At 45.1% G+C, this 25,122-nt stretch carries 21 protein-coding genes; 10 read left to right on the top strand and 11 right to left on the bottom strand.

The annotated features are described in order from the left end of the window. The first annotated feature begins 72 nt into the window (after window positions 1-72). The gene (locus MHM98_RS17195; protein WP_239440627.1) at window positions 73-678 is read left to right on the top strand and encodes a thiol:disulfide interchange protein DsbA/DsbL; all 606 of its coding nucleotides are present in this window, start codon (window positions 73-75) and stop codon (window positions 676-678) included. A 29-nt stretch (window positions 679-707) separates the two neighbouring features. On the opposite strand, the gene MHM98_RS17190 is transcribed toward MHM98_RS17195, so the two are convergent. From MHM98_RS17190 to MHM98_RS17175, 4 genes are read right to left on the bottom strand one after another with little or no spacing between them, the layout of a single operon-like run. Then, entirely contained in the window at window positions 708-1,586 is an 879-nt protein-coding gene (locus MHM98_RS17190) for an acyltransferase (protein WP_239440626.1), read from the bottom strand. A 58-nt stretch (window positions 1,587-1,644) separates the two neighbouring features. After that, complete coding sequence (locus tag MHM98_RS17185) at window positions 1,645-2,547, bottom strand: LysR family transcriptional regulator (RefSeq protein ID WP_239440625.1); 903 nt, start codon at window positions 2,545-2,547, stop codon at window positions 1,645-1,647. A gap of 8 nt (window positions 2,548-2,555) precedes the next feature. Beyond that, window positions 2,556-2,906, bottom strand: coding sequence for a RidA family protein (locus tag MHM98_RS17180; RefSeq protein ID WP_239440624.1), 351 nt, complete (start codon window positions 2,904-2,906; stop codon window positions 2,556-2,558). Between the two features lie 50 nt (window positions 2,907-2,956). Continuing rightward, window positions 2,957-4,462 carry a YifB family Mg chelatase-like AAA ATPase gene (locus MHM98_RS17175; RefSeq protein ID WP_239440623.1) on the bottom strand — a complete coding sequence of 502 codons (1,506 nt, stop codon included), beginning with the start codon at window positions 4,460-4,462 and terminating at the stop codon, window positions 2,957-2,959. A gap of 453 nt (window positions 4,463-4,915) precedes the next feature. Between MHM98_RS17175 and ilvG the strand changes: the two genes are divergently transcribed. The 8 genes from ilvG to MHM98_RS17135 all read left to right on the top strand — a co-directional run bounded on the left by ilvG (window position 4,916) and on the right by MHM98_RS17135 (window position 17,735). Next, window positions 4,916-6,562, top strand: a complete 1,647-nt coding sequence (gene ilvG, locus MHM98_RS17170; RefSeq protein WP_239440622.1) for an acetolactate synthase 2 catalytic subunit — start codon at window positions 4,916-4,918, stop codon at window positions 6,560-6,562. Further along, window positions 6,562-6,813, top strand: coding sequence for an acetolactate synthase 2 small subunit (gene ilvM / locus MHM98_RS17165; protein WP_239440621.1), 252 nt, complete (start codon window positions 6,562-6,564; stop codon window positions 6,811-6,813). The genes ilvG and ilvM overlap by 1 nt, the downstream gene beginning before the upstream one ends. Window positions 6,814-6,879: 66 nt before the next feature. Then, complete coding sequence (gene ilvD, locus MHM98_RS17160; RefSeq protein ID WP_239440620.1) at window positions 6,880-8,736, top strand: dihydroxy-acid dehydratase; 1,857 nt, start codon at window positions 6,880-6,882, stop codon at window positions 8,734-8,736. Then, window positions 8,736-10,265 carry a threonine ammonia-lyase, biosynthetic gene (ilvA, locus tag MHM98_RS17155; protein ID WP_239440619.1) on the top strand — a complete coding sequence of 510 codons (1,530 nt, stop codon included), beginning with the start codon at window positions 8,736-8,738 and terminating at the stop codon, window positions 10,263-10,265. Before ilvD ends, ilvA begins: the two co-directional genes overlap by 1 nt. 12 nt (window positions 10,266-10,277) lie before the next feature. Further along, window positions 10,278-11,399, top strand: a complete 1,122-nt coding sequence (locus MHM98_RS17150) for an alanine--glyoxylate aminotransferase family protein (RefSeq protein ID WP_239440618.1) — start codon at window positions 10,278-10,280, stop codon at window positions 11,397-11,399. Between the two features lie 7 nt (window positions 11,400-11,406). Then, a complete protein-coding gene (gene dapB, locus MHM98_RS17145) occupies window positions 11,407-12,138 on the top strand; it encodes a 4-hydroxy-tetrahydrodipicolinate reductase (protein WP_239440617.1) in 732 nt (243 codons plus the stop codon). An 84-nt stretch (window positions 12,139-12,222) separates the two neighbouring features. After that, the gene (locus MHM98_RS17140; RefSeq protein ID WP_239440616.1) at window positions 12,223-16,890 is read left to right on the top strand and encodes a transporter substrate-binding domain-containing protein; all 4,668 of its coding nucleotides are present in this window, start codon (window positions 12,223-12,225) and stop codon (window positions 16,888-16,890) included. Between the two features lie 62 nt (window positions 16,891-16,952). Continuing rightward, a complete protein-coding gene (locus MHM98_RS17135; RefSeq protein WP_239440615.1) occupies window positions 16,953-17,735 on the top strand; it encodes a VOC family protein in 783 nt (260 codons plus the stop codon). A 6-nt stretch (window positions 17,736-17,741) separates the two neighbouring features. Here the strand turns inward: MHM98_RS17135 and MHM98_RS17130 are convergent, their stop codons facing one another. The 7 genes from MHM98_RS17130 to MHM98_RS17100 all read right to left on the bottom strand — a co-directional run bounded on the left by MHM98_RS17130 (window position 17,742) and on the right by MHM98_RS17100 (window position 23,876). After that, window positions 17,742-19,130: a DEAD/DEAH box helicase gene (locus tag MHM98_RS17130; protein ID WP_239440614.1), complete on the bottom strand. Its 1,389-nt coding sequence runs from the start codon at window positions 19,128-19,130 to the stop codon at window positions 17,742-17,744. Window positions 19,131-19,294: 164 nt separating this feature from the next. Continuing rightward, window positions 19,295-19,717 carry a CBS domain-containing protein gene (locus MHM98_RS17125; protein ID WP_239440613.1) on the bottom strand — a complete coding sequence of 141 codons (423 nt, stop codon included), beginning with the start codon at window positions 19,715-19,717 and terminating at the stop codon, window positions 19,295-19,297. Between the two features lie 30 nt (window positions 19,718-19,747). Then, window positions 19,748-20,476: a glutathione peroxidase gene (locus MHM98_RS17120; RefSeq protein ID WP_239440612.1), complete on the bottom strand. Its 729-nt coding sequence runs from the start codon at window positions 20,474-20,476 to the stop codon at window positions 19,748-19,750. A 136-nt stretch (window positions 20,477-20,612) separates the two neighbouring features. Beyond that, on the bottom strand, window positions 20,613-21,923 hold the full coding sequence (gene envZ / locus MHM98_RS17115; RefSeq protein WP_239440611.1) for a two-component system sensor histidine kinase EnvZ: 1,311 nt from the start codon (window positions 21,921-21,923) through the stop codon (window positions 20,613-20,615). Continuing rightward, complete coding sequence (gene ompR, locus MHM98_RS17110; protein WP_239440610.1) at window positions 21,923-22,645, bottom strand: two-component system response regulator OmpR; 723 nt, start codon at window positions 22,643-22,645, stop codon at window positions 21,923-21,925. Before ompR ends, envZ begins: the two co-directional genes overlap by 1 nt. A 144-nt stretch (window positions 22,646-22,789) precedes the next feature. Further along, window positions 22,790-23,266 (bottom strand): transcription elongation factor GreB, encoded by a 477-nt coding sequence (greB, locus tag MHM98_RS17105; protein WP_239440602.1) that lies wholly within the window; start codon window positions 23,264-23,266, stop codon window positions 22,790-22,792. Further along, window positions 23,253-23,876: a TetR/AcrR family transcriptional regulator gene (locus MHM98_RS17100; RefSeq protein WP_239440600.1), complete on the bottom strand. Its 624-nt coding sequence runs from the start codon at window positions 23,874-23,876 to the stop codon at window positions 23,253-23,255. The genes greB and MHM98_RS17100 overlap by 14 nt, the downstream gene beginning before the upstream one ends. Window positions 23,877-24,038: 162 nt before the next feature. Here MHM98_RS17100 and MHM98_RS17095 point away from each other — a divergent pair, with 162 nt between their 5' ends. Next, window positions 24,039-25,067, top strand: a complete 1,029-nt coding sequence (locus MHM98_RS17095; RefSeq protein WP_239440598.1) for an MBL fold metallo-hydrolase — start codon at window positions 24,039-24,041, stop codon at window positions 25,065-25,067. Window positions 25,068-25,122 lie beyond the last annotated feature (55 nt).

The following is a 25,122-nucleotide window of genomic DNA, read 5'->3' as shown; positions in this document are numbered from 1 at the left end:
TATCACTAACATCAGTGGTAATTTATTGGGTAAGTGATAACCTATCGCAAAAATTTTTAGGAATTAAATACAATGAAAAAATTCGCACTATTATGTTTTACCTTTGTCATGAGCACCTTTGCTCACGCAGCTGACTTTAAAGAAGGCACTGATTATTTTGTAGTAAGTAAGGTTGCTTCTAAAAAGCCGGAAGTTGTCGAATACTTTTCATTTTTATGTCCAGCCTGTTACCGCTTTGAACCTTTAGTAGATAACCTAAAGAAAACGCTACCAACAGACGTTGATTTTCGTAAGAACCACACCGAAACACTTGGCGGCAACGTTGGTGTTGTGATGGCTAAGGCCTACGGTTTATCAAAACTATTGAAAAACGAAGATGTAATGGTGCCAAAAATCTTCCAAGCTGTGCACGTTACGCGTATGCCAATCGCTTCAATGGACGACATCAAGCCACTATTCATGGACGCAGGTGTTAGCGAAAAGAAATTCAACTCAGGTACTAAAAGCTTTAAGTTAAAACGCGTTGCTCAGCAAATGCGTCAAAACACTAAACAATTCCGCATTACTGGTGTACCTACATTTATCATCAACGGTAAATACCAAGTAAATAACAAAGCTATCGATAGCGAGCAAAAGTTCAACGAACTGGTTAACTTCCTAGTTCAGAAGAAAGACTAAATTTCTCCTCACATTTAAAAAACGCTCCATTACGGAGCGTTTTTTTTCATCTCTTCTAATCTGTCTTGTTTCGCTTGCCACTTGCCATTGAGCCACTGCTGAAATCGCGATTTGTACTGTTTGTCATTCTGATAGTCGCCAATCAATTCAGGCGCAATATCAGATAGCTCGATATTGATATCGACTTGTTTCACTCGCCCGCAGACAAAGTCCCAAAACGAAGGAATGCCATGGGGATAAGAAATAGTAACGTCCACCAGCTGATTTAAGCGTCCAGACATTGCATCCAGCGCGAAAGCCATGCCGCCAGCTTTAGGTCGCAACAACGATGGAAATGGCTTCCCTTGTTGCTCACTCTTCTCATTGGTAAAACGGGTTCCTTCAACAAAGTTCACTACACTAACTGGCTTAAGCTGAAATTTTTCACACGAGCGTTTTGTCGCTTCAACATCTTTACCACGCAAATGAGGGTTCTTTAAGAGAAACGAGCGGCTATAGCGCTTCATAAATGGAAAGTCCAACGCCCACCATGCCAAACCAATCACCGGCACAAAGATGAGTTGTTGTTTTAAGAAAAATTTTAAAAAAGGAACCTTACCGTCAAGCACACGCTGCAATACTAAAATATCGACCCACGATTGATGATTGGCGATCACCATATACCATTGTTTAGTCGACAGCTGAGGCAGCGTATTGGTGTTCATTTTAGTACGACTAAACAGCATTTGATTAAAGCTGTTAACTTTAATCCAACCGCTAGCACAGCCGTCGATCAAATAACTCAGCAGTTGCTGTAGTGGCTTAACCGGAATGAGTTTTAACAGTCCTAAAATGAAAATAGGGACAAACCAAAAAATAGTGTTAACCACATAACCGAGTCCAGACAGAACTCCATTGATAAACGACATATTAGCTCCTTAATTGAAGATGGCTAATATACCGATTCACCTGTAATCAAACAACTGTTTATTCCTGTAAGGATTCTGTGAAAAAGTCGATAAAACAACGCACCTTGGCCGACATATATTTGCGGCTTGGATACACCAGAAAACAGTCTATTTTATAGTTTTCATAATCGGGAAATACTTCCACCAAACGACCACTTGCTAGCTCTTCGGTAACATTGATTATCGGTAAACGAGTAATGCCTAAACCCGCTAAACAAAAAGTCGTTTTCATCTCCGACAAGTTAGACAAAATGCGAGGCTCTAGCTTAACCACGATTTTCTCACCGTCGAGCCCAACATAATCCCACACCTTCGGCTGTGGCGCGTTCTTATAACCGATAATCTCGTGATCGACTAATTCGCTAGGGTGCTTGGGCATCCCTCTGCGCTTGATATACTCAGGGGAGGCGATAGTAATATCGGTAGAGCTCATCACTCGCTTACAAATCAAATTAGAATCTTCGAGGCTACCAGAAGCGCGAATCACCAAGTCATAACCATCTTCAATTACATCAACCTTGGTGTCAGAGAGTTCAATATCTAAATTAACTTGCGGATACTTCAACAAAAACTGAGTGAAAATAGGACCGAATTTCGACGCACCAAAACTCACGGGGCAGCTAATCTTTAACGTTCCTTGCGGCTCTTTCTTCGCGCCATCTAATGCTTGCTCGACATCAGATAAATCTTCCAACACCCGTAAACATTGCTGATAATACAGCTCACCCTCTGGCGTAAGTTTTAAGGTGCGAGTAGTACGATTAAGTAAACGAACCCCCAACCGCGATTCCAGTTTATTGACTTCCTTACTGATGTAAGACGTCGAATGCCCCGTCTTATCAGCCGTTTTGGTAAAACTGCCATTGCTAACGACTTGCGAAAAAATCACTACGCCATCGAGCATCTTACTATCAGTAATCATCAAACCACCTATTGAATTTCAGCAGCAACAACCGAGATTTCAACGAGCAATGCTTCGCGTGCCATGCTCGCTTGTACACAAGCACGTGCTGGAGCAGAACCTTCTGGTAGCCAAGCATCCCACACGTCGTTCATGGCAGCGAAATCTTTCATATCTTTGATATAAATAGTGGCAGATAGAATATGGTGGCGGTCACTGCCAGCTTTAAATAGCAGTTCATCGACCTTGTCTAACATGGTTTGCGTTTGATGAGTGATATCTTGGGTGGCATCGGCACAGACTTGGCCGCATAAATAGATGGTCCCGTTGTGTTTTACAATACGGCTCATGCGTTGTTTAGTTTCAATACGCTCAATCATAATTGGTCCTAAAAAGTTAGATTGAGCTTAGTGTAACAATAAATAGCGCTTTAATGCCGCAGATTATTTAACAGTTTGTCCATTGCTCGATAGCCCAGTGCTTCAGCGATATGTTGTCGGTTGACTACTTCACAGCCAGCAAGATCGGCAATAGTGCGCGCCACTTTTAAAATTCGGTGATAAGCGCGCATCGATAAATGAAGCTTTTCAATTGCCGATTCCAAAAACGCATTATCAGACGCCGATAAACCACAATATTTTGATAACAGCTTGCCACTAAGTTGAGCATTAGGACATTGCTGTCGCTGCTGCATAACAGCGCGCGCTCGATTAACTCGCTCTCTCACCACATCGCTAGACTCACCGCGCTCTCCTTGTGACATTTCCCCCTGCGGCAATCTAGGCACATCGATGGTTAAATCAAAGCGATCGAGAAAAGGTCCTGAAACTTTTGATAAATACTTTAAGATTTGATCTGGCGTACTACGGCTGTGCTCACCGACTTCTCCGCAAGGGCTAGGATTTAGCGCCCCTACTAATTGAAAATTGGCGGGAAAAGTTACTTTGCCCGCAGCCCGAGAAATAGAAATATTGCCGGACTCCATAGGCTCACGTAGCGAGTCGAGCACCTTGCGCTCAAATTCCGTCATTTCGTCTAGAAACAACACTCCGCGATGCGCCAATGAAATATCACCAGGACGCGGATTACTGCCGCCTCCTACTAATGCAACAGACGAACTCGAATGGTGCGGGGCTCTATACGGTGGCGTGCGCCAATCTTGAATGGAAACAGTCATGCCACAGGTAGAATGCACTGCCGCAACTTCTAACGCCTCGGTCATGGTTAATTGCGGCAAAATCGTCGGCAAGCGGCTCGCCAACATGGTTTTGCCAGTGCCAGGAGGCCCAACAAATAACAAATTATGCCCGCCTGCCGCCGCTATTTCTAACGCGCGCTTGGCAAATGATTGCCCCACGACATCTTGTAGATCTAATGACTCCTGCACAGCTTGCTCAGTCATTGGCTGCGGAATTTCTAGCGCGTGCTGACCATGTAAAAAGGCCGTTACTTCCAAAAGCTGACTGGCAATTTTATTGTCGGGATTCTCCAGTAACGCCAACTCATGTTGATTTTGCGCAGCCGCAATAACCAAACGATTCACTTTATTGGCAGCGAGCGCTGCCGGTAAGATGCCAAGCACACGTCGCATTGCTCCCGAAAGCGCGAGTTCGCCATAAAATTCATAGCTTGCAATGTGCTGCGATGGTACTTGTTCACTAGCAGCTAAAATACCTATAGCAATAGCCAAATCAAATCGGCCACCCTCTTTGGGAAGATCCGCGGGGGCGAGATTTACCGTTATCCGTTTATCAGGAAACTCAAATCCAGCGTTAATTAACGCGCTGCGCACCCGATCGCGGGATTCACGCACCGACGCCTCCGGAAGTCCGACGATAGAAAATGCAGGCAACCCATTGCTTAAATGAACCTCAACATTAACTAATGGCGCTTCAACCCCCACCTTGGCACGACTGAAAACAACGGCTAGCGACATTTTGACCATCCTTTGTAACCTGATAAGTAACAAGAATAGAACATCAGCTATGCTTTCGCCCTTTTTGTAATAGCTCATAATCAAAATAAATAACATCAATACCAAAGTATATTTATTAGCTATATCTTTGTTTAATAAGCATTAGCTGGACATAAGCTTACGCCAACTTACCTGTGTTAAAAAATAGTTGCGGTTGGGCGGTTGTGTTTACAAATCCTCCGTGATACAACTTGTCAACACTTAACCTTGTAACAAGCCAATACTTGGCCGTAAGAGAAAGTTTACAAATGAGCTTATTAAGCAAACTAGTCCTGATTATTAACATTATCGTCGTGGTGATTAAGCCACAGCGTCGGGGTGCTAGTGCTTAAACAAAGCAAAGCAAATTACATAAAACCCCCGATGCGAAAGTTTCGGGGGTTTTTTTATATCAATAGCAATGGATGACATAAGATGCGCGGTGCGGATTTATTAGTTAGTTATTTGAAACAAGAAGGGGTAAACACCGTATTTGGTTATCCCGGCGGCGCCATTATGCCCGTTTACGATGCACTCTATGACGGCGGTCTAAAACACGTCTTATGTCGCCACGAGCAAGGCGCGGCCTTCGCAGCAGTCGGCTATGCTCGTGCTAGTGGCAAAGTTGGTGTGTGTATCGCTACCTCAGGCCCAGGAGCGACTAACCTTATCACCGGCCTTGCTGACGCTTACATGGACTCAGTGCCTATCGTTGCTATTACAGGTCAGGTAACCAGCGCGGTTATCGGTACTGACGCTTTCCAAGAAATGGACGTGCTAGGTTTATCGCTTGCCTGTACTAAACACAGCTTTATGGTGCAGCACAAAGACGAACTCGCTGATGTACTGCAACAAGCATTCACCGTCGCAAAATCGGGTCGCCCTGGCCCCGTTCTTGTTGATATTCCTAAAGACATTCAATTAGCCGAAGTAGAAGCAGTACTCGGAAAATCACAAAAAGATCCTATCGTTGAATACGACAGTGAGCGTCTTGCCGCTGCTCAGCAATTACTCGCCAACGCCAAGCAGCCAATTCTTTACGTTGGTGGCGGGGTCGGAATGGCTAATGCGGTTGATGAACTACAAAGCTTTGTTGACGCGACAGGTATTCCATCGGTAACAACCCTTAAAGGCATCGGCGCTATTCCTAGTACCAAGCCATATCATTTGGGTATGCTAGGCATGCATGGCACCAAAGCAGCCAATTTATGTGTTCACGATTGTGATTTACTCGTTGTAATTGGTGCACGCTTCGACGATCGAGTAACAGGTCGTCTTGAGAGCTTTGCTTCCAATGCCCGCGTGTTACACATCGACATCGATCCTGCTGAAATCAACAAACTACGCCAATCTGATGTTTCGCTGTGCGGTGATTTAAAAGATATCTTGCCTGCACTTCACACCCAAATGAACATCGCACCTTGGCAACAAAACTGTCGCGATTTAAAGGTGCAATACAGCTGGAATTACGACGCACCGTATCGCAGCATCTACGCGCCAAAGCTATTGAATTCACTATCGCAAAAATTACCAGAAAACGCAGTTGTTACCTGTGATGTTGGCCAGCACCAAATGTGGGTGGCACAGCACATGAACTTCACCCGTCCAGAAAATCATTTATCCAGTGCCGGTTTAGGCACTATGGGCTTTGGTTTACCAACAGGCATCGGCGCTCGCTATGCCCGTGGTCGCCAAGATCCTATCGTCGTGGTATCAGGTGATGGTTCATTCATGATGAACGTACAAGAGCTAGGAACCATCAAACGTGAACAGTTAAACGTGAAAATCGTCCTCATCGATAATCAGCGCTTAGGCATGGTACGTCAGTGGCAACAGCTATTCTTCGAAGAGCGCTACAGTGAGACTATACTGACGGATAACCCTGATTTCGTCACGCTTGCTTCAGCATTCAATATTCAAGCGCGCACCATTACCATGCAGGCGGATGTTGAAGGAGCGCTCGATGAAATGATTAACAGCAATGGCGCATTTTTACTACACGTGCGCATCAACGAAGCAGACAATGTATGGCCGCTAGTACCACCAGGCGCGTCTAACGCCGATATGATGGAGAAAGTGTAATGTCATCAAGCAATCAACAATTAAAGTTAACACTCAATCAATCACCCGAAGTATTAGAGCGCGTATTGCGCGTCGCTCGCCATCGTGGTTTCAAAGTAGAGCAACTCGATTGGCAACACGAATCGGGTGAACTATTACTCACCGTATCGAGCCAGCGCGCTATTTTCTTGCTCATTAACCAATTAGCTAAGTTGGTTGATGTAAAAGAAATTGTCGAACTCAGCGCGACTCAAGCAAGTAAATCAGCCTAACACTCACAACATTAGTAATCAGAACAATAGTAATCAGAACAAGCGAAAGAATAGAAAGGAACGAGCATGCCAAAATTAAGATCAGCAACCAGTACTCAAGGGCGTAATATGGCTGGAGCCCGCGCTCTGTGGCGAGCAACGGGGATGACAGATAACGATTTTGGCAAGCCTATTATCGCGGTTGCCAACTCCTTTACCCAATTTGTACCCGGTCATGTTCATCTTAAAGACATGGGACAACTAGTGGCTGGTGCTATCGAACAAGCAGGCGGTGTGGCCAAAGAGTTTAATACCATTGCCGTTGATGACGGTATCGCCATGGGCCACTCAGGCATGCTTTACAGCTTGCCATCGCGCGAGCTAATTGCTGATTCTGTGGAATACATGGTAAATGCCCATTGTGCTGATGCGCTAGTGTGTATTTCTAACTGTGACAAAATCACTCCGGGCATGTTAATGGCAGCGATGCGCCTTAATATTCCGGTAATTTTTGTGTCTGGTGGGCCGATGGAAGCGGGTAAAACCAAGCTTTCAGAACAAATCATTAAACTCGATTTAGTTGATGCGATGATTCAAGGCGCCGACCCTACGGTATCTGATAAGCAAAGCGATCAAATCGAGCGCAGCGCCTGTCCAACTTGTGGTTCCTGTTCAGGCATGTTTACCGCAAATTCCATGAACTGTTTAGCTGAAGCGCTAGGCTTAGCGCAACCGGGTAATGGTTCACTGCTCGCAACACATAGCGATCGCGAACAATTGTTCCTTAACGCCGGTAAGCGCATCATGGAGATGTGTGAAGCCTACTATAAAAACGACGATCCTCTAGCTCTGCCTCGTGGCATCGCCACCAAGCAAGCCTTTGAAAACGCCATGACGCTAGATATCGCCATGGGCGGCTCAACCAATACCGTATTGCATCTACTGGCCATCGCTCAAGAAGGCGGTGTCGATTTCACGATGGACGATATCGATCGTTTATCACGTCAAGTACCGCAACTGTGTAAAGTCGCGCCATCAACTCCTGACTATCACATGGAAGATGTGCATCGCGCTGGCGGCATCGTCGGCATCTTAGGCGAGCTAGCGCGTGCAGGCTTACTACACACCGATGTGCGCAGCATGCTCGGCTTATCGCTAAGCGAGATTATCGAGCAATACGACGTTAAGGTGACCGACAATCAAGCGGTAAAAGAATTTTATCGCGCAGGCCCAGCTGGCATTCGCACCACCAAAGCCTTTAGCCAATCGTGTCGCTGGGATACGTTAGATGACGATCGCGAAAACGGCTGTATCCGTAGTATCGACAACGCCTTTAGTCTTGAAGGTGGCCTTGCTGTGTTATCGGGTAATATGGCACTCGATGGCTGTATCGTAAAAACCGCAGGTGTTGATGACGATAACCTTACCTTCACCGGCCCGGCGCGTATTTTCGAAAGCCAAGACGATGCGGTTGAAGGTATCTTAGGCGGCAAAATTGTTAAAGGTGATGTGGTTATTATTCGCTATGAAGGTCCTAAAGGTGGTCCGGGTATGCAGGAAATGCTCTATCCAACCACCTATCTTAAATCGATGGGCCTAGGCAAAGAGTGTGCACTAATTACCGATGGTCGCTTCTCTGGCGGTACCTCGGGCTTGTCTATCGGTCACGTTTCGCCAGAAGCCGCTAACGGCGGCGCTATTGGTTTAGTGGAAGAAGGCGACATCATCGATATCGATATTCCTAAACGCGCCATTAGCATTCGAATTAGCGATGAAGAACTTGCTCAACGCCGCAGCGCGATGGACGCCAAAGGTAAAAATGCTTGGCAGCCAGCCGATCGCGAGCGTCATATTTCAACGGCGTTAAAAGCTTACGCTATGTTAGCCACCAGTGCCGACAAAGGCGCAGTGCGCAATGTCGCCCTGCTCAACAAGGAAGATTAATGAGCACTCAGCTAAGCGGTCTCGATTACCTCACCAAAATATTGCAGGCACCAGTCTATGACGCCGCGATAGTGACGCCACTCGACCCACTAAATAAAATGTCGGCGCGCTTGAATAACACCGTATTACTCAAGCGTGAAGACAAGCAGCCAGTGTTTAGTTTTAAACTACGCGGCGCTTACAACAAGATAGCCAGCCTAAGCGACGAGCAACTCGCCCGTGGCGTCGTTACCGCCTCGGCAGGTAATCACGCCCAAGGCGTGGCCATGTCAGCCAAACGCAAACGCACCACGGCAACTATTGTTATGCCGCGCACCACGCCAGATATCAAAGTGGAATCGGTACGATTGCACGGCGGTAATGTGGTACTGCACGGCGATAATTTCGATCAAGCCAATGCCCATGCTAAATCACTCTCGCACGAAAAAGGCATGGAGTTTATTCCGCCATTTGACGATGAAGAAGTCATTGCAGGTCAAGGCACAGTCGCGATGGAGCTGCTGCAACAACATCGCAAAATCAACAAAGTCTTTGTCCCTGTCGGTGGTGGTGGCCTGATTGCTGGAATGGCGGTGTATTTGAAAATGGTACGCCCTGATATTGAAATCATCGGTGTCGAATCGAAAGACTCAGCTTGTTTATGCGCCGCCCTTGAAGCTGGTGAGCCAGTCGATTTAGATCGCGTAGGTTTGTTTGCCGACGGCGTTGCGGTAAAACGCATTGGCGAAGAGCCATTTCGCCTCGCCAAAGATTATGTCGATGCCATGGTAACGGTATCAAGCGATGAGATTTGTGCAGCGGTTAAAGATATTTTCGAAGATACCCGCGCCATTGCTGAACCTTCTGGCGCATTGGCGCTGGCGGGGCTAAAGAAATACAGCAGCGAACATCGATTAGAGAATGAACACTTAATTGCTGTGCTATCCGGCGCCAATGTTAATTTTCACGGCCTCCGTTACGTCTCTGAGCGCTGTGAACTCGGCGAGCAGAAAGAAGGCGTCATGGCAGTAACTATTCCTGAAAGAAAAGGCAGTTTCCGCCGTTTCTGTCAATTAATCGGTGGGCGCGCCATTACCGAGTTTAACTACCGTTTTGCCAATCGCGATTGTGCCAGTATTTTCGTGGGACTGCGTCTTGCCAACGGTGAAACAGAACTCAACTCAATGATTGAACACCTGCAGCAACACGATTATCCAGCCCAAGACTTGTCACAAAATGAATTGGCAAAGCTTCACGTTCGTTATATGGTGGGCGGCCGCCCACAAGAAGCGGTTAACGAAAAACTGTTTAGTTTTGAGTTTCCTGAGTGCCCAGGTGCACTAACCAACTTCTTGGCAACCTTGGGAGAAAGCTGGAATATTACCCTATTCCATTATCGTAACCACGGCGCGGCCTTCGGTCGCGTGCTGGCGGGATTTGAGCTAAGTGAAGACGGTTATGATGACTTTGTTCATCACCTAGAACAACTTGGCTATCAATACAAAGACGAGAGTGACAACCCTGTTTACAGCTTATTTTTAACTCATTAAAGGATTTTATTCATGGCTATTACTTCATTTCATCCAACACCGCGCACTTTGATGGGTCCGGGCCCAAGCGATGTTTCACCACGTGTCTTGCAAGCCCTAGGTCGCCCGACAATTGGTCATTTAGATCCTGAATTCGTTGGTATGATGGACGAAGTTAAAAGCCTACTACAATATGCCTTTCAAACTAAAAATGAGTTCACCATTGCGGTATCCGCTCCTGGCAGTGCAGGCATGGAAACTTGTTTCGTTAATCTCGTTGAACCACAAGACAAAGTGATCGTTTGTGTTAACGGTGTCTTTGGTACTCGCATGGTGGAAAACGTTGAACGCCTTGGCGCTACCGCGATTGTTGTCGAAGATGAATGGGGTAAACCAGTTTCTTTAGATAAGGTAGAACAAGCGCTAAACGAACACACCGATGCCAAGTTCCTCGCTTTTGTCCACGCCGAAACTTCAACAGGTGCATTATCTGACGCCAAAGCGCTGTGTGCACTAGCACAGCAGCACGACGCGTTAACTATTGTCGATGCCGTAACCTCGCTTGGCGGCGTTGAATTGCGCGTTGATGAATGGGGCATCGATGCCATTTATTCAGGTAGTCAAAAATGTTTATCTTGTGTACCGGGGATTTCTCCTGTGAGCTTTGGCCCACGCGCCATCGCTAAACTGGAGCAACGTCACGGCAAGGTGCCAAGCTGGTTCTTAGATCAAACATTGGTTATGAGTTACTGGAGCGGTAAAGGCAAGCGTAGCTACCACCACACGGCGCCAGTTAATTCGCTGTACGCACTGCACGAGTCACTAGTCATGCTGCAAGAAGAAGGCTTAGAAAATGCTTGGGCACGTCACCGCACGCAGCACGAAAAACTCAAGGCAGGCTTAACCGAGCTTGGCATCGAATTTATTGTCGATGAAGCGCATCGCCTGCCGCAACTTAACACTGTCGTAATCCCTGCTGGGGCTGACGACGCTGCCATTCGCAGCACTTTATTAAACGATTACAACTTAGAAATTGGCGCAGGCTTAGGCGCACTCGCGGGCAAAGCGTGGCGCATCGGTCTCATGGGCTATGCAGCGCGCAACGAAAACGTTGCCCTGTGTTTAGCCGCGCTAAAATCTGCATTAGGTAAATAACACAACAATGATTAACGTATTAGTTAACGGCGCCAACGGGCGCATGGGAAAAGAAGCGGTTAACGCGATTAACAACGATGACGCGCTAAATCTAGTCGGCGAAATTGACTACCAAGACGATTTAGCAGCCACTATCGATAGCTTAAAACCTGATGTGGTAGTAGATTTTACCGCTGCATCAGCGGGTTTCAACAATACCAAAACTATTCTTGAGCACGGCGCTCGCCCAGTAATTGGCACCAGTGGTTTTGTAGAATCGCAAGTGCAAGAGCTGCAAGCACTGTCGCAAGAAAAAGGCTTAGGTGGCTTGATCGCCCCTAACTTTAGCGTAGGCGCGGTGTTAATGATGAAGTTCTCAGCCGAAGCTGCTAAATACCTGCCAGACGTTGAAGTGATTGAAGCCCATAGCCCACAGAAAGAAGAAAGCCCGTCGGGTACTGGTTTACGCACCGCAGAAATGATTAGTGCCGCTCGCACTGCCGCGCCGCAAACCACCAGCGATAAAGAGCTTATTGAAGGCGCTCGCGGTGCAGAGCTGCACGGCGTCAAACTACACTCAATTCGTCTACCGGGTGTTGTTGCACAACAAACTGTATTCTTTGGCGGTTTGAGCGAAACCCTAAAGATCGAGCACAACTCACAGCACCGTGAGTCTTTCATGCCGGGCGTAGTTTTAGCCTGTAAAAAAGTTGTTGAACGTCAGCAACTTGTTTACGGTTTAGAACATTTAATGGATTAAAATTTCGCGACTAAACAGCGTAAAACTGGTTAACGACTATACTTAAATCTACCCCGTACTGTCGTTAACCTTTTTAGGCTGTCCATGAAAACTTCCTTTTCGGCGTTTCTATTATTGATTGTCGCGTGCTGCATGCATGCCAACGCTTTTGTATTAAGCGACAACCAAAACTCTGCCCTAAGTAGCCCTCACCTACTTACCCTCAAAGAAAAGCAGTGGTTAGAAGCCAATCCACATATTGAAATAACTACCGATCAAAATTGGTATCCCTTTGTTTTCATCAACCAACAAGGGCAAGTCGATGGTTTTAATAAAGATTTAATTGCGCTCATTAATCACAACCTCAGCACCGAATTCACTTTAAAACGCGATCACTCTTGGGCAGCAGCCTATGACAAACTCATCGATGGAAAAATCTGGGCACTAACATCTGTCACTCCGACAGAAGCTCGTAAACAACTTCTGTCTTTTTCACCAGTTTACTACTTTACCGCGCAACACATTCTGACCCGTAACAATCGCAACGATATCGAAAAATTAGAAGATCTCACTGGCAAGCGCATTGCGATATTCAAAAATCACATTATCGGTGACTATATTAAGCAGCAGGTTGCACCGTCGAAAATTCATTATATTGAATCAACATTAGAAGGACTTGAAAGCGTAGCTTCTGGCCAAGTAGACGCCGCTGTAATTACACATGCCAATGGCAATAAAGTTAAAGAAATGGGGCTTAAGATAGCAGCGGCACTAATCAACGACACCGGCAATCTCGCTATTGCAACGCATAAGAGCCAGCCATTACTCACGAAAATCCTCAGTAAGGGCGTGGCTTCAATATCCAAGCAACAGTTGGCAGATCTAACTGACAAATGGTTCAACATGGCCAAAGATAATAGATTATTCACCGATGAAGAGTTGGACTATATCAAACAGAATCCCGTGCTCAATGTCGGCGTAGACGAATGGAAACCCTATCTATTTTCCAACCAACAACACGCAATTAATGGCATTGTCGGAGACATTTTGGCCGATGTTGCCAAAACATCGGGGTTTTCATTTCAAGCAGTCACTGGCCATAAGCAGCAATTAGAGCAACAGTTCAAACAAGGTGTAATTGATATTATGCCTGCCTCTTTTCACGCATCCCTTAATAACCATGACAATGCTTCGGTGGACTATCTCTCTCTGACTTCTTCACTATTCATTGAAGAGACTCGTCACGATATCAGTGGCTTAAGCGACTTAGTCGGCAAAACACTAGTCGTTATTCAAGGTTCACGTCACCACGATCTTATCAACAGCTTGCAGCGCGGTATTTCAGTCACCAAAGTCGATAACTACGCAACGGCACTTGAACTAATTAATACCAACGGTGCTGACGCTATATGGGGAGATAGCTATTCAGTATCACAATTTATAGAGAGTAATTTCATTCACGGCATACGATCACTGCCACTGCACAGTGATGTAGCTCAACAACTCGTAATGCGCATACAAGACGATCAGCCGTTGCTTAAGAGCATTCTGAGTAAATCATTGATGCTAATAAGCCAGTCGCGTAAAAAGATAATTACCAACGATTGGCTTAGCGCTCAACATCATAAAACAGGACTCAATCTCGCCTTTGGGCTTGGCAAAGAGCCATTTACCTTAGATCACCCGAAGATCCGCGGCATTGAATACGATTTAATGTATCGCGCGCTACGCAATCAAGGCATGGAAATATACAGCTCGGTTAACTTGTCGACGCCACTGCTTCATCAAGCCTTAGCCAGCAATTCAAATATCGATGCTAAGGTAGCCGTAAATCCCAAAGATGATGGCTACTTTTATTCTCGACCTTTTATTAATTTCGAAAACATCGTTATCTCTAGAGCGAAAGACAATCGAAAGATAACGACGGCCAGCGACCTCGCAGGATTAACCACTTTGGCTTTTACCGACGCCTATAAATATCTCGGCGACGATTATTATGGGTTATTTAATCCGCAAACGAGACCCAAAGACTATCGCGAATATAAGTTTCAGCAACAACAAGTGGTGTCTTTTCTGCGTGGCGAGGGCGATGTTCTAGTCATCGATAAGAATATATTCGAATGGCAGGTCAATCACACGCCAAGTCACGAGGTAAATGACTTCACCTACCATACGCCGTTTTCTCAAAAAAATGCCACTATGGTCGGTTTTAGAGACAAATATTTACGCGATCGTTTTAACCAAGGCCTCGTTAATATCAAAAACAGCGGCGAATACGATTACATCATCAAGCAATACACCAACAATGTAATGCAGCACAAAATTGAAGCGGCACAATTATTTTCCGCCATAATCGCCAATCACATGTATTCAACGGATACTACGCCGTTAAAGAACCTACTTAACGCGCTGATTTCTTTACCCTACATAGAAAGAGTGGACGTCTTTGATAACCAACAAAATCTCATCGAGCAAGCTATCGAACAGAGCAGCAGCAACAAATATTTTAATCAACAAGACATCATTAATATCTTCGATAAAGTCGCTTCACCGCAGGGCTATCTCAATATCTATTTTGATGATAATTACATTGCCAATCACCTTAAGGGAACTAGCTTAATCCCCGACATTCAACACTTTAAGAGCCAACCTCGCTTTAGCTATATCTCAGCTATTTATCATCGATTGAACTATCAAAACAACGAATTGGCGTTCACTAATCAAGAGCAACGTTACTTGGACTCACACCCCGTCATTCGCTTTTCTGAAGTTGATTGGCGACCTCTGTCGATAGTCGAGGATGGTAAATTCAGTGGCTTAATGGCGGATTATCTCGACATCATTAGCGCTAAAACAGGCATTGAATTTACACTGATCAAAGAAAGCACTTGGCCGGGTGTGATTCAAGCCTTCGAAGAACATCGTATCGACCTTATTCCTGGGATAACAGACATTGAGCAAAACGCTACTTCTGGCATCATTTCCGAAGAGTTTTCGTTTTTTCATTTTGGCATTGTGATGGACGAAAATGCTTCATTTGTCGATACCTTAAGTGATTTACAAGGCAAAACAATTGCCCTTCCCAAAGGCGATCCCGTTTTTTATTTTATTAAAAAACAATATCCTGACGCCAAGATAATCGAAACCTCATCAATGGAAAAGGCTTTAGAGCTGGTGGAAAATCAAAAGGCCGACGCATACATTGGCCACATGGCAGTTGCCATTTATCAGTTAGAAACCCGCTATCGACGCTTAAAAATTGTCGGGCAACTTGATGCCGGCTTCTCTCATCGCATCATGGTGCATGACGATCAACAAATATTATTGTCTATCATCAACAAAGTACTGGCTTCGATCGACGACGCTACCCATCGGGAAATTCGCCAACGTTGGGTGCAACGCAACGTCAGCACCGCAGTAGATTACGAGATAATTTATTGGATACTTTTCTGCTTTAGCATCATTTCTATCGTTTTCATAGTGAGCTTTCGTCGCGTTAAATCTGCCCAACGCCAAGTATCACGATCTCACAAAGAGCTGTCCAAAAGCATGGCTGCCCTCAACGAGCAAAAGGAAATTTTTGAAACGCTGTTTTACGACACCTCAGATGGGCTGTTATTAATGAAAGATGGCATCTATACCGATTGCAATAATGCCGCTTTAAAGATGTTAGGAATGACCGATAAACAGCAAATCATCGGCTTAACGCCTGTCGATATTTCACCATCCAAACAACCCGATGGCCAACTTTCAGCACAACAGCGAGAAGAAATAGACCAACGCTGCGCCAGCGATGGCACCCAACGTTTCGAGTGGGTATTTCAAAAAGTCGATGGTCAAGAATTTTGGGTAGAGATCGTATTGACTGAAATCGTCAGAAACAATGAGAATACGGTGCACGTTGTATGGCGCGATATCAGCGATAAAAAAGCATTAGAGCAGGCGCAAATTAATCACAACGCCCAACTGATCGATGCTAATAGAGATTTAGAGCAATCGCTAAAAGATCTCAAAGATGCTCAGCAACAACTTATCGAATCGGAAAAAATGGCGAGTCTTGGGGGCCTTGTTGCCGGCGTCGCCCATGAAATCAACACGCCAGTAGGCATAGGATTAACCGCGGCCACTCACTTTTTAGAGCTCAATCAGTCAATCGAAGAGAAATACGTCGCGCAAAAAATGAAAAAAAGCGACTTCGATAGTTACTTAGGTGCATCTAAGGAAATTGCTGAATTATTAATGCGCAACCTAGAACGTACTGCCGAGCTAGTACGCAGTTTTAAGCAAGTTTCAGTTGACCAAAGCTCGTCACAATCACGCGTGTTTAATATTGCAGAATACATCGAAGAAATTCTTACCAGCATTCACCATGTTATCAAACACACGCAAATCACTATTGAGGTTGAATGTGAGCCAACACTGTCTATCAACGGCTGTCCGGGTACATTTTCACAAATCATTTCAAATTTAGTGCTCAATGCCAGCATTCACGCTTTCCCTAACAAACAAGGTGTCATAACCATTAAAGTCAATGAACAAGGCGAACATCTCAATTTAATGGTGATGGATGATGGTATAGGCATTAAGCAAGAAAACCTCAGCAAGATATTTGAACCCTTTTACACTACCAACCGCGACAATGGCGGCAGTGGACTAGGGCTCAACATTGTATATAACATAGTCACTAATCAACTCGATGGCAGTATTAACTGCGCGAGTGAGCTGAACCAAGGAACAGTGTTTAGTATCTCTTTTCCCGTTGAGCTGGCTTAATTTGTAATCCTTGATGATTAGCGTTAGGTTAATTAAACCCTTTCGCAACGAGTGATAATACAATGACTAAAAAACAACAGGGACAATTCTGCTGGCTAGAATTGACGGCTCAAGACTGGCAAGTAGCGAAAACTTTTTATTGTGATCTCTTTGGCTGGCACGCCGATGACGAAGACATTGGCGATGGCATGTATTACACCAAGATGACGGTTGACGATAAAGTCGTCGCAGCCATGTTTCAACGGATGCCAGAACAAGAAGCCAACGGCGTGATGACCAACTGGCTAACTTATATCGCCGTCGATGATGTCGATGCAACCCTTGCCATTGCAGAGCCGCTTGGCGCTGCAGTTATCGCAGGTCCTCATAATGTCATGGACGCTGGGCGCATGGCGATATTACAAGAGCCAAACGGCGCTGTATTTGCGATTTGGCAAGCTAATCAACATGCAGGTATCGAACTTCGAGACTGCGAAGGGACATTGTGTTGGAGCGAATTAGCCACGCTTAATCGCGAAGACAGCAAAGCCTTTTACCACCAAATTCTGGGCTGGGAGTATGACGATAAAGACATGATGGGTTTAACTTACACGGAGTTAAAAGCTGGGAATCATCAAGAAGGCGGCATGATGGAAATGACCGAAGAATGGGGAGACACCCCGCCCCATTGGATGAATTATTTTGCAGTTGATGACTGCGAAGCTATGGCCAATAAAGCACAAGAGTTAGGCGCGATGATTTGTGTACCGCCAACTGATATTCCCGATGTTGGGCGCTTCTCGGTGATCAACGATCCGCAAGGAGCAACTTTCTCAATTATTCAGTTGTTAGCTCCTCCGGCTTAATCCTAACTAGACCTGTGGACGTGAACGTCCTGTTCGACGATCAGTGTTCGCAGGTTTCTTTTGACCACTACCTTCTTGCTTACGACGATTACCATTGTTGCCCTGTTTATGACGTGGATTAGCACTCTTTGGCTTGTGTCCGCGAGCATTTTCACCTGAGCGCTGACCGTCTTTATGCTCCGAGCGCGGTTTTGGTTTCTTTGGCTTTTTAGGTTTTTTCGGCTTAATCGGACGTGTGTCCAATTCTGTCTCAGGCACGCGATGAACCGCTTCAAAGCCTGGAATTTCTTTACGCGGGATCAGCATTTGAATTAAGCGCTCAACGTCTTTAAGTTGCTGCATCTCATCATTACTCACAAGAGATACCGCCTCGCCTGTCGCACCAGCACGTGCGGTACGACCAATACGGTGAACGTAATCTTCCGCCACATTTGGCAAATCAAAATTCACTACCTGTGGTAATTGTTCAATATCCAGCCCACGTGCTGCAATATCGGTTGCAACTAACACTTTAATTTCACCGCTCTTAAAACCTGCTAACGCACGTGTTCTAGCGCCTTGACTCTTATTACCATGAATTGCTGCTGCGCTATGACCTTTAGACTCTAATTGCTTGGCAATGCGATTTGCGCCGTGCTTAGTACGTGAAAAGACCAACACCTGTTGCCAATCATTGTCTTCAATTAAGAAAATTAATGCGGCTGTCTTACGGCTTTTATCGAGCGGACATAACCATTGGTCGATGCGATCTACAGTAGAGTTTTCTGGCGTTACTGAGATTTCAACAGGATCGTGAATTAAGCCTTTGGCCAATTGACGAATCTCCGGCGAGAAAGTTGCCGAGAATAATAAATTCTGACGTTTCTTAGGCAACAACTTAATGATGCGCTTAATATCGTGAATAAAGCCCATGTCTAACATGCGATCGGCTTCATCAAGCACCAAGGTTTCTAGATGGTCAAAACGCACCGCATTTTGACTGTATAAATCTAACAAACGTCCCGGTGTAGCCACCAAGATATCGGTACCGCCACGTAAACGCTGCATCTGCGGATTAATCTTTACACCGCCGAAAACAACAGTAGATTTTAGTGGTAGCTTGCGACTGTAGGTTGTTACGTTTTCCGCCACTTGTGCCGCTAACTCACGTGTTGGCGTTAGCACTAATGCTCGAACTTGGTTACCGCGAGCTGGTTTACCCGTGCGAAGACGTTCTAAAATAGGCAAGGTAAAGCCTGCCGTTTTACCTGTACCAGTTTGCGCTGCAGCCATGACATCTTTACCAGCTAACACAGCAGGGATCGCCTGCGCCTGAATCGGAGAAGGTGTTTCATAACCTTGATTAGCAACAGCTTCAAGGATCTCAGGGCATAAACCCAATTCAGTAAATTTCATAGCTAGACTCATTGTTGGGCGGCTTAAAAAAGTCGCAAGCTCAAAAAGCGGGCTAGTGTACAGCAAGCCAGCCAATAGACCTACGGTTTTAATGGGTTTGCATCACTAAATAACAAAAAAGCCAATATCAATCGATATTGGCTTTTTACTAAACGAACCGGAGACTAATGAGTCTGACAAGATTTAAAGTGTTGATTTAAAGCTTCAACCAATCCTTTAACACCGATAAGCCCGACATAAACGTTATTTTGCATCACCGGAAAACACGTCTGATCGCAAAATCCCGCAGTATCTGAAATAACTTTCGATGCGACATCGTGAATATTATCTTCGGCATCAATAGTCACTACATTGGTTTTAATAATATCGCTAACTGTAGGCGCACCATCACAGTAATAGCTGCTAGATACCAGCGTGCGTAAACAATCTCGTTCACTTAAAATGCCAACTACACGCTCATTTTCAACCACCACAGCACTGTCTTGGGGGCTTTTTTCAATTTGGTCAACGGCATCAGACAACAATGTCGAAGACGTAATCACAGGAGCGTTTTGGGTAATAAAATCCTTCACTTTCAAATCAATCATGGTCTCGTCCTCATTGTTCCAAGTTTATGGTTAAGCCAAGTGAGCAGTTAACTCGTCGGCGCCGCCGATGTGTTCTCCGGCGATAAATACTTGTGGTACTGTGGTTCTTCCTGTCATTGCACGCAATGACAATAAACTCGCGTCTGAACCAATCACAATTTCTTCAAATGCCATTCCCTTGCTAGTTAACAACTCTTTGGCTCGAGCGCAATGTGGGCAACCTGCTTTACTAAATAATGCCACATCAAGTGGTGCTTTCGCGTCACTGTTTATATAGTTAAGCATAGTATCTGCGTCAGAAACTTCAAACGGGTCGCCTGGCTTGTTCGGCTCAATAAACATTTTTTCGATAACGCCATTTTTAACCAGCATAGAATAACGCCAGCTGCGTTTACCAAAACCTAAATCTTGCTTGTCAACAAGCATGCCCATGCCTTCGGTGAATTCACCGTTGCCGTCAGGAATAACTGTGATATTTTCAGCGTCTTGATCTGCCAACCATGCATTCATAACAAAGGTATCGTTAACTGACATACAAATGATGTCATCAACACCGTTGTCTTTAAATACGCCAGCAAGTTCATTAAAACGCGGAAGGTGAGTAGAAGAACACGTTGGGGTAAAAGCACCCGGCAGTGAAAATACAACCACGGTTTTGTTTTCAAAAAGCGATTGTGTAGTTACATCAACCCATTCATTATTTGCGCGGGTTCTAAAAGTAACATTTGGAATTGCTTGGCCTTCTTTGTTCTCTAACATGATCTTCTCCATAGTGATTTTATACGTCATTGCTGACTTGGTATAAAACCAGTATGAAGAAAATCGATGTCATTTGCCAAGCGAAACTATCAATTACAGCGATAGGTTATAACTATCGAATTCAAAAAATCAATAGTTACTTATAAACTGGCAATTCGATGCGGACGCACAAACCGCCCTGCTCGCGGTTTGTAATTAGGACTCGCCCACCGTGATTATTCACAAAGCGATGCACTATTGCCAATCCCAAGCCACTGCCTTGACCACCTCGCGCGTTATCCCCTTGCACAAAAGGCTTAAATAGCTGCTTAATTTTATCGCTCGGAATTCCCGGGCCGTTATCTTCTACCTTGAAATAAGCGACACCACGCCCAGACATGCCAGAATGAATTTCAATTTGACCGCCACCGTAGCGAATAGCATTACTAATTAAATTGGCGAGCACTCGTTTTAAGGCATGGGTACGCAACATCATCGGCGGGAGCTTGCCAAGATTAGCAGTAATATTTCGTCCGCGATTAGCTTCAGCTTTCACTTCTTGGCTAATAATCTCGTTGAGATCATTAAGCTCTGCCACTTCTTCGCGATCTAGCTTAATGTAGGTAATAAACTGATCGATGATTTCATTCATATCATCGATATCTTGCTCGATACCCTCTTTAAAAAACGCTTCTTTGTCATCAAGCATTTCAGTGGCCAATCGAATTCGGGTGAGAGGCGTGCGTAAATCATGAGAAATACCCGCCATTAGTAGCGCGCGATCATCCTCAAGCTGCTTGATGCCCGATGCCATCGAGTTAAAGGCACGGGTTAAATCAATCACCTCAGAAGAGCCTTCGAATTTTAAGCGCTCAGGATATTCACCTTTTGCCACTTGATTAGCAGCGAGCTGTAAATTTCGCAGTGGCTTGGTGAGATGTCGCGCAAATAACCAACCACCAACAATCGATAAACTGCCTATGACAATCAAGTAAAACGTCAGCGGCGAAAACTCGCTATCATCGAACTTTTCCAGCGGGATTTTTATCCAGACATAGGGGTCTTGTGGCGGACGGATCCACACCATAAACAATTCGCCTTTGGCGACTCTAACTTCGGTTTCCCCACCTAACTGCTCACTCATTTGTTCGGAGATATAGCGATATGGAATCGTCTCATCAAGGCCATAGCGAGACGCTAAATAAGCGGGGTACACTCGTAGCCCAGTGACTTCTTTAAACTGCTCGGTAAGAATTTCATCGGTGGGAAGCTGTTCACGCCCTTGCTCTGGCATATTCATAAATACCAGCTTTACTTGCTTAGCGAGTAAATTAGTAATTTGCCTTAGGCTTGGTTCAACGTAGTGTTTTGTGACTATGGTGTATGACACCACTTGATTGATCAGTAATAAAAAACCAATTAAGAGCGCCGTTTGACCAAAGGCGCTCTTAGGAAACCAGCGCTTCATTAGTGGGCGCGGCCATCAGGAACGAAGACATAGCCTAAGCCCCAAACTGTTTGGATGTAACGCGGATTAGTTGGATCTTCTTCAATCATTCGGCGCAGACGTGAAACTTGAACATCGATACTGCGCTCTAGCGCGCTGTAATCGCGGCCACGTGCCATATTCATTAGCTTATCGCGTGACAGCGGTTCGCGAGGGTGGGTCACTAGTGATTTAAGCACCGCAAATTCACCAGAGGTGAGTGAAGTCACTTCATCGCCATGATGCATTTCACGGGTTGCCAAATTGAGCTTGAAGTCACCAAAGGTAATTTCTTCTTCATTTTGCGACGGTGCGCCCGGCACTTCGCTACTGCGACGACGCAGAACGGCATTAACTCGGGCCAGTAATTCACGTGGGTTAAATGGCTTAGGCAGGTAATCATCAGCACCGAGCTCTAAGCCGATAATGCGGTCAACTTCATCGCCTTTTGCCGTCAGCATTAAAATAGGGATGTCGTTATTTTTCTTGCGTAGGCGCTGACAAATCGTCAAGCCATCTTCACCCGGTAACATGAGATCTAACACCATCATGTGGAAGTTTTCGCGCTCCATTAGGCGGTCCATTTGCTCACCGTCGTTGGCGGTACGCACCTGAAACCCTTGTTCGACTAAATAGCGCTCTAACAAGCTACGCAGACGAGCATCGTCATCGACAACTAAAATCTTGGTGGTTTCATTACTCATGATTGAATCTCTGGAAAGTCGTTAGCAATTAAACACTAATATAAAATCTAAGTGCCCGTAAAGCAAAAGCTCAAATGTGTATTTTGTCCGAGCTTTGTTACAAAGTATGTTTTAGTGACTTAAAGTGTTAATGATGAGGGAAGGCTATTTCTTATAAAAGATATTATTGATATACCAAATCTTATCGCCAGAAGGTGTTTTTACCACCACTTCGTCATCGATTTCTTTGCCGATTAAGGCGCGCGCCATCGGTGAATCTATGGTGATATGATTATTTTCAACGTCAATTTCATCGGGGCCAACCACGCGGTAAGTGGCTTGCTCTTCATTGTCATTTTCAAGCTCGACATAAGCCCCAAAGTAAACCTTGCCTTCTTGTGATGGCGCGTAATGAACGATTTCTAACTCTTCTAAACGCTTCATTAAAAATCGTAGCCTGCGATCGATGGAGCGTAGCTCTCGCTTGCCCTCTTTATATTCCGCATTCTCACTACGATCACCTAAGGCCGCAGCCTCAGAAACCGCACGCGTAACCTGTGGCCGCTTTTCTTTCCACAAATATTTTAATTCTTGATCGAGCTTATTCCAGCCGCCGGGTGTGACTAAATTAGTTTTCTTCATTAACGGCATACTGATTGAGGAACATATCGACACTGCGATTCACTAAAGCTTCGCTTTCAGCTTCCGTCAATACATCGCAAACACGGATAAGCTGCGGCCAAAAACAAACCCCTTTTAGCAAGCTGTGTAACTGTTCCATCGCGATTTTTACATCATCGATACGCAGTTTTTCATCGGCAACAGCACTTTTTAACCAGCGTTCTAAATCTGTTTCAGTGTTGTGAATTTTACACATTTCTTCTTGTAAATCTGAGGCTTCAAACAAAAAGTGCCCCAAGGCAACACGCACTAGTTCGATGTATCCTTCGCTCGCCATGGTTTTCATTTCGGTGAGTAAAATATCGGTAAGCTGCTGCTTAATTGGCAAATCTGCTTGGTATGACAACCCCGTCGTCATTACTGCGTCATCCCATAATTGAGAAATGAGATGAAACACCAATGTTTCTTTGGTGGCAAAGTGATTATAAACGGTACGCTTGGACACCTGAGCTAACTCTGCAATTTTGTCCATGCTAGTGGCTTTTACACCATCTTGTCGAAACGCAATATTCGCCGCACTTAAAATAGCGCTGCGTTTCAACTCGCTTCTTGTCTGTTTTGTTTCTGTCATACCGATCTACTTGCGTCACAAATTTTCGATTATTTTAACTGATGGCGTTTACATATCAACAAACAAAAAATAAACTACACCGTACAGTTTACATTTTGAGACGCAAAAATGAAAGCCCAAACCTTGTTATTAAGTTGTTTAACCACCTTAGTCGGAGTCGTTATGAATTGTAGTGCCATTGCCCAACAACCAGCCTTTGATACATCACGTAAAGCGGATGGTAAATACCTCAATCAATACATCACCTATTCCACTAGCATGGGAAATATTTGGGACATTACCAAAGCGTATGCAACCACCAAGCGTCTTGCGGCCACGCCACGTCACATTCCAATGACTGATATTACGAGCGACGTATTGGCACAGACTCACGATGCAATATTTCGCCTAGGCCATTCTTCACAACTGCTGCGTCTCGACGGCAAATACGTATTAACCGATCCTGTTTTCAGCGAAAGAGCGTCACTAGTGCAGTGGGCAGGCCCGAAGCGGTTCCATCCAATGCCATTAACATTAGACGCTTTACCAAAAATTAGCGCCGTCGTATTAAGCCACGATCATTACGACCATCTCGACCGCCAAACGCTTGAAGCATTAAATGAAAAAACCAGCTACTTTGTCGTTCCACTAGGACTGAGCAAGCACCTTAGCGACATCGTAGATAACGAAAAAATCATTGAACGTGATTGGTGGCAATCCATAGTGCTGGATGACATCGAATATGTCGCTACGCCAGCGCAACACTTTTCGGGACGAGGATTATTCGATCGTGATGAAACGCTATGGGCAAGCTGGGTAATAAACAGCAAGCAACGCAAAGTATTTTTCAGTGGCGATTCCGGCTACTTCCCAGGCTTTAAACAAATTGGCGATCGCTACGGACCATTTGATATCACCATGGTAGAGACTGGTGCTTACAATGACTTATGGAGCGAAATTCACATGAGCCCAGAAGAAAGTGTGCAAGCGCATGTCGATTTGCAAGGAAAATACATGCTGCCTATCCACAACTCGACATTCGATTTAGCACTGCACGACTGGTTCGAACCACTAGAGCGAGCGCTAAGTGCCAGCATTCAACACAATACAAAAATGCTCTCGCCAATCTTTGGTCAAGCCATCAGTTTTGATGATTTAAGTCTTGATAACGCACAGCAGTATCAACAAAGCTGGTGGTTACAGGCACAATAAACGTCATTTATATAATCTTAGTTCGACTAAAATAATAATTGCGATAACAAACCAA

Source organism: Psychrobium sp. MM17-31 (assembly GCF_022347785.1).
Classification (GTDB): Bacteria; Pseudomonadota; Gammaproteobacteria; order Enterobacterales; family Psychrobiaceae; genus Psychrobium.
The sequence above is the reverse complement of the archived record's forward strand: the minus strand, read 5'-3'. Positions and strand labels throughout refer to the sequence as shown.